Below are 4,703 nucleotides of genomic sequence, written 5' to 3'. Positions count from 1 at the left end.
GTGGTCCGTTCTGACGCAAGCAGGTTAATGCGGTAACGGGGTTGGCCGATCATACTGACTGTACTGTGCGAACAAGATAGTCAATAGGGTACCATTAATCGCCAAAGCCCTTACAGGGACTTGGGCGCCGCTGTACTAGTGGATGGGAACTTTGTCAAGCTCCTGGATCACTGTTTGCGCCAAGCCGAGAATCCCAAAGCCCTCGGCTACGTGAAGCTCTTTTTCGAGGCATTCCTGGGTTTCTACAAGGAAAAGCGCCGAGATAATTAGTCATTCGATTCTTTACTGACAACATCAGGAGCAGCGCATGGAGCTTTCAGCCGTTTTAACTCCCGACCCGACAGAGGGCTATGTGGCCTTCAATCCAGAGACGGGCACAACCACGCAAGGTGAAACCGTCGAAGAGGCGCTGTGCAATCTGCGGGAGGCGACCGAACTCTATCTGGAGGAATTTCCGCTCTCCATGACTGGACGCCCCCTGCTCACGTCCTTTCAAGTACCCGATCATGCCTAAACTGCCGGTCGTATCGGGCGCGGATGTCGTCCGCGCCTTGGAGCGTTTAGGTTTCGCGATGACCCGCCAGCGCGGCAGTCACATGATGATGCGCCGCGGCGCCGAGGGCTGCGTGGTACCCAACCATCGCGCGCTAAAAATCGGCACATTGGTCGGTCTGCTCAAGCAAGCAGGGGTTTCGCCAGATGACTTCATCGCGGCACTGGACGACTAACCGATCGCGCGAGCCGACCCGCGCCTAAGCCCTATCGAATCAGGAGAACCCCATGCAATTGACACACATCCACAAGCTCGTCGGCCAGATCGAACTCGTCAGTGGCCTGCACATCGGCGGCGGCAGCGCGGAGATGCACATTGGCGGCACCGACAATCCGGTCATCAAGAACCCCGTGACCCTTCAGCCCTACATCCCGGGCTCCAGCCTCAAGGGCAAGATGCGCAGTCTGCTGGAGTGGCATGCCGGTCTAGTCGGCCTCACCGATGGCAGCCCGCTGGGATTCCGCGACATCCCCAAACTCACCCCAGACCAGCAACGCACCGGCAAGACGATTCTGAAACTCTTTGGCGGTGCTCCCGAGGGGACGCCGGACGAGGCGCTGATCCGCGAAATCGGCCCAACCCGCCTAGCCTTCTGGGATTGCAATCTCGATCCGGTGTGGGTCGCGGAGATGGACGACCGCAACCTGCTGCTGACCGAGAACAAGACCGAAAACATGATCGACCGTATCCAGGGTGTCGCCAAGCATCCGCGCAATACCGAGCGCGTCCCGGCGGGTGCCCGCTTCGCGTTCCAGCTCACGATCAAGGTCCATGACGGCGAGGATCTACTCGACGAGCTGCTGACCGGACTCAAACTGCTGGAACTCACCGGTTTGGGCGGTTCGGTCTCGCGCGGCTACGGCAAACTGCGTTTCACCGGCCTGAACCTGGCAGGCGAAGACCTGCAAGCCCGTCTCGATCAACTGACCATCAACTGAGCCGGAGTGCGCTGGATGGATACACTCGCCTTGCGCCTGCGGCCCCTGACCGCGTTCGGCTCGCCGCTGTTGGGCGATACCCTGTTTGGCCAGGTGTGCTGGGCCGCCCGCCATCGTTTTGGTCTGGAACGGCTGAACGCCCTGCTCGACGGCTACACCGCCGGCCACCCCTTCGCGGTGGTTGCGGATGCGCATCCGGACGGCTATCTGCCGCGCCCGGCCCTGCCGCTCTCGGCGTACCGCGAGATCCCCGGCGCGGATCGCAAACAGGCCAAGCGCCGCCACTGGATTCCGCTGTCCGCGCTGGCCGATCCACTGCCAGATTGGTTGCGCCACGCCCAAACGGATCGGGACCTCATCGCGCCGGTTCCGACAGAGAGCACCGCCAAACCTCGCGCGACCAGTCCGGCGTTGACGGTTCTCTATCCTCAGCCGCACAACAGCATCAGCCGTCTGACGGGGACCACCGGGCGCGGCGATTTCGCCCCCTATACCCTGATGCAACGCTGGCATGCCCCCGAGGTGACGCTGTGCTGCCGCGTGGTGTTCGATCCCGAACGCATCGAGGCCAGCGAGATCCGCCAGCTTTTTGAAGACATTGGCCTCAGCGGATTTGGACGTGATGCCAGCATCGGGCTGGGTAAATTCTCCGTGGAGCCATTGGAACAAACCTGGCCGTCCCAGGCGCAGCCGAATGCCTGCCTGACCCTCGCCCCCTGCGCCCCGCAAGGCTTGGGCTACGATCCCGCGCGCAGCTTCTACGAAGTCTTCACCCGTTTTGGACGCCACGGCGACCTAGCCGTGCAGTTGGGCAATCCCTTCAAGACCCCGCTGCTGCTCGCCCGTGCCGGTGCCATCCTCACCCCGCGCGACTGGCCAGCAGTCCCCTTCGTCGGGCAGGGACTCGGCGGCGACGGCCGACTCTCGAAGGTTATCCCGGAGACCGTTCAGCAGGGCTATGCCCCCTGCATCCCGATCCATCTGCCGCTGGAGCGCGCCGCATGAGCCACGGATTTCTGCACACCTGGCACCTGGCCATTACCCCCCTGGCTCCCGTGCATATCGGCACCGGGGACGACTACGAGCCGACCCAGTACGTCATCGACGGCGAGCGCCTGTTCAGTTTCAGCCCCGAAGCGGCCTTGCGCGCCTTGCCCGAAGCCGGTCGCGCGGATTTGCTCAAGATTCTGGCCGGGCCACCCACGGTGGCGCTCATTAAACAGGTTCAAGGATTCTTTTATCGTCATCGCGAACGGCTGATTCCCGAGGCCGAGCACGTCATCCCGGTCCTGCCCAGCATCGCCGCCGAATATGCCGGGCGCGTCGGCCAGACCGCGCAGCGCGAACAGAGCGGGCGCGAGATCATCAACCAGTTGCGCATCGCCCGCACCTACGGCGACCCCGCCACACGCCGTCCGATCCTCCCCGGTAGCAGTCTCAAAGGGGCGATTCGTACCGCACTCCTGGATCAATGCAACGCGGGCGCTTCCCTATTACCCGAGGAACGGAACCGTCCGTCCCCCCAGGGCAATCTGGCGCTCCAGCAACGCCTGTTTCATTACCGACCGAACGCCTTCGATCACGACCCCATGCGCCTGGTCCAGATCGGCGACGCCGCCGACCAGCGCCCCGCCGCCAGCATCGGCACCGAGATCCGCTACGCCGTCAACCGCAAACGCCAACCGGTCCTCAAGGATGGCCGCGAACTGGCCACGATGGCGGAAAACCTTCGACAGGTACTCGAATGCGTCCCGCCGCTGCGCCCGCGCGCCTTTCTGGGAAGCCTCACCCTCCAGGATCCCGGCGCGCTCGATAGCCCCAAACTCCCCGATCCACGCCTGCGCTGGACCTTCGCCGACTTGGCCGGTGCCTGCAACGCCTTCTATCGGCCGATCCTGAACCGCGAGCGGCAGGAATTGCACACGCGCGGCTATCTGGACGCCGACTGGCTGGAGACGCTCGAACACATCCTTGGCACCCGTCAGGCCGACCTGGACGCCAACCGCGCCTTTCTGCTGCGCGTCGGCCACCACAGCGGCGCCGAGTCCGTCACCCTCAACGGCGTGCGCGACATCAAGATCATGATGGGCAAGGGAAACGCCCCCGTCTATCTGCCAGCTTCCAAGACTGTCTGGCTCGCCGCCCACGACATCCAGGATCGACGCGACCTGCTCCCCTTCGGTTGGCTCCTGGTCGAAGCCGTCCCGGATGGTCAAGCGTTTGCCCCCTGGCCAACCGACCTGCTCGACGCCACGGCCATCTATGCCGCCGACGAACCGGCCTGGCTCGCCGCCATGCAAGCGCGCCGGGATGACTTGCAGGCACGGAGGGACGAACAACGCGCCCGCGAACAGGCTCAGCGAGAAGCGGCCGAACAGACGCAACAGGCCGCCGCGCAACAAGCGGCCCTGTTCGCCAGTCTCTCCGAGGAAGGCCGCCAGCTTGCCACGCTGCGCGAGTTGCTGGAGCGCGACCGCCGCGCCAATGCGCGGTTGGCCGGTGGTGAACTGGCGAGTACCCTGGTCAGCCTGCTCAAGGACGCCCACGCGAGTTGGCCCGCCGCCGAGTGCCTGGCTCTCGCCGCGCTGGCCGAGGAGATTTACGCCTTCGTCGGCTGGCCGAGCAGCAAGAAAAAAGCCGAGCGCAAGCAGCAGATTCAAGCGCTACGCGATCAACAACCGTCTTGATGAGTGATCGGAGTTTCCATCATGCACGCCTTAAAACTTAACGCCACGGTCGACAGTCAGCGTCGACTCCATCTGGATCTTCCTCCCGACACGCCAGAAGGAGAGGTGGAAGTGATCGTGCTTGTCCCCGAACGATCATTCCCGGTCGAGAGCTGTTCGCTGAGAGACTTTTTTCGGCAACTGGACGCTCATCCACTGGAACGGCGCTACACGCGCGAGGAAATCGATGCCTATCTGGCCGAGGAGCGGGAAAGCTGGGGGAGTCCGTGAGCCGGATTTATTGGGACAGCTGCGTCGTCATCTACCGCATTCAAGACATCGCACCCTGGAGCGGGCGGATCGCGACCCAACTTGGTCCGTCTCTCGACAGCGTCCAGATCCATGTCACTCGATCTTCGAGTTTTTAAGGTTTGACTTTATCGATCGATCTGCGCTACGCGCCGCAGGCGCAGACCTCCGCCGCACGATAGCGCAACGCGGGTGTGGGTTCTTGTCGGCCCAGGTCACGACCACTCATGTGCTTGC

Annotated in this window: 6 protein-coding genes; all 6 read left to right on the top strand. The window is 63.3% G+C overall.

Annotated features, from left to right (window positions below; translation table 11 throughout):
* Positions 1-307 precede the first annotated feature (307 nt).
* From QZY07_RS24415 to QZY07_RS24390, 6 genes are read left to right on the top strand one after another with little or no spacing between them, the layout of a single operon-like run.
* Complete coding sequence (locus tag QZY07_RS24415; protein WP_295408551.1) at positions 308-514, top strand: type II toxin-antitoxin system HicB family antitoxin; 207 nt, start codon at positions 308-310, stop codon at positions 512-514.
* Positions 507-728 (top strand): type II toxin-antitoxin system HicA family toxin, encoded by a 222-nt coding sequence (locus QZY07_RS24410; protein WP_295408549.1) that lies wholly within the window; start codon positions 507-509, stop codon positions 726-728. Before QZY07_RS24415 ends, QZY07_RS24410 begins: the two co-directional genes overlap by 8 nt.
* A gap of 52 nt (positions 729-780) precedes the next feature.
* Positions 781-1,491 carry a type III-A CRISPR-associated RAMP protein Csm3 gene (gene csm3, locus QZY07_RS24405; protein WP_295408547.1) on the top strand — a complete coding sequence of 237 codons (711 nt, stop codon included), beginning with the start codon at positions 781-783 and terminating at the stop codon, positions 1,489-1,491.
* A gap of 15 nt (positions 1,492-1,506) precedes the next feature.
* Complete coding sequence (locus tag QZY07_RS24400; RefSeq protein ID WP_295408545.1) at positions 1,507-2,496, top strand: CRISPR-associated protein Csm7; 990 nt, start codon at positions 1,507-1,509, stop codon at positions 2,494-2,496.
* Complete coding sequence (locus tag QZY07_RS24395) at positions 2,493-4,178, top strand: RAMP superfamily CRISPR-associated protein (RefSeq protein WP_295408543.1); 1,686 nt, start codon at positions 2,493-2,495, stop codon at positions 4,176-4,178. Before QZY07_RS24400 ends, QZY07_RS24395 begins: the two co-directional genes overlap by 4 nt.
* Before the next feature lie 21 nt (positions 4,179-4,199).
* The gene (locus QZY07_RS24390; protein ID WP_295408541.1) at positions 4,200-4,448 is read left to right on the top strand and encodes a hypothetical protein; all 249 of its coding nucleotides are present in this window, start codon (positions 4,200-4,202) and stop codon (positions 4,446-4,448) included.
* The last annotated feature ends 255 nt before the right edge of the window (positions 4,449-4,703 follow it).

The sequence above is a fragment of the uncultured Thiocystis sp. genome, assembly GCF_903866365.1.
In the GTDB taxonomy this organism is placed as follows: Bacteria; Pseudomonadota; Gammaproteobacteria; order Chromatiales; family Chromatiaceae; genus Chromatium.
This window is presented reverse-complemented; position numbering and strand designations above follow the sequence as displayed.

Excerpts from the sequence above, each read along its gene's own strand:
- csm3 (WP_295408547.1), top strand. The coding sequence starts at position 781 with ATGCAATTGACACACATCCACAAGCTCGTCGGCCAGATCGAACTCGTC.
- QZY07_RS24390 (WP_295408541.1), top strand. The coding sequence starts at position 4,200 with ATGCACGCCTTAAAACTTAACGCCACGGTCGACAGTCAGCGTCGACTC.
- QZY07_RS24400 (WP_295408545.1), top strand. The coding sequence starts at position 1,507 with ATGGATACACTCGCCTTGCGCCTGCGGCCCCTGACCGCGTTCGGCTCG.
- QZY07_RS24415 (WP_295408551.1), top strand. The coding sequence starts at position 308 with ATGGAGCTTTCAGCCGTTTTAACTCCCGACCCGACAGAGGGCTATGTG.
- QZY07_RS24410 (WP_295408549.1), top strand. The coding sequence starts at position 507 with ATGCCTAAACTGCCGGTCGTATCGGGCGCGGATGTCGTCCGCGCCTTG.
- QZY07_RS24395 (WP_295408543.1), top strand. The coding sequence starts at position 2,493 with ATGAGCCACGGATTTCTGCACACCTGGCACCTGGCCATTACCCCCCTG.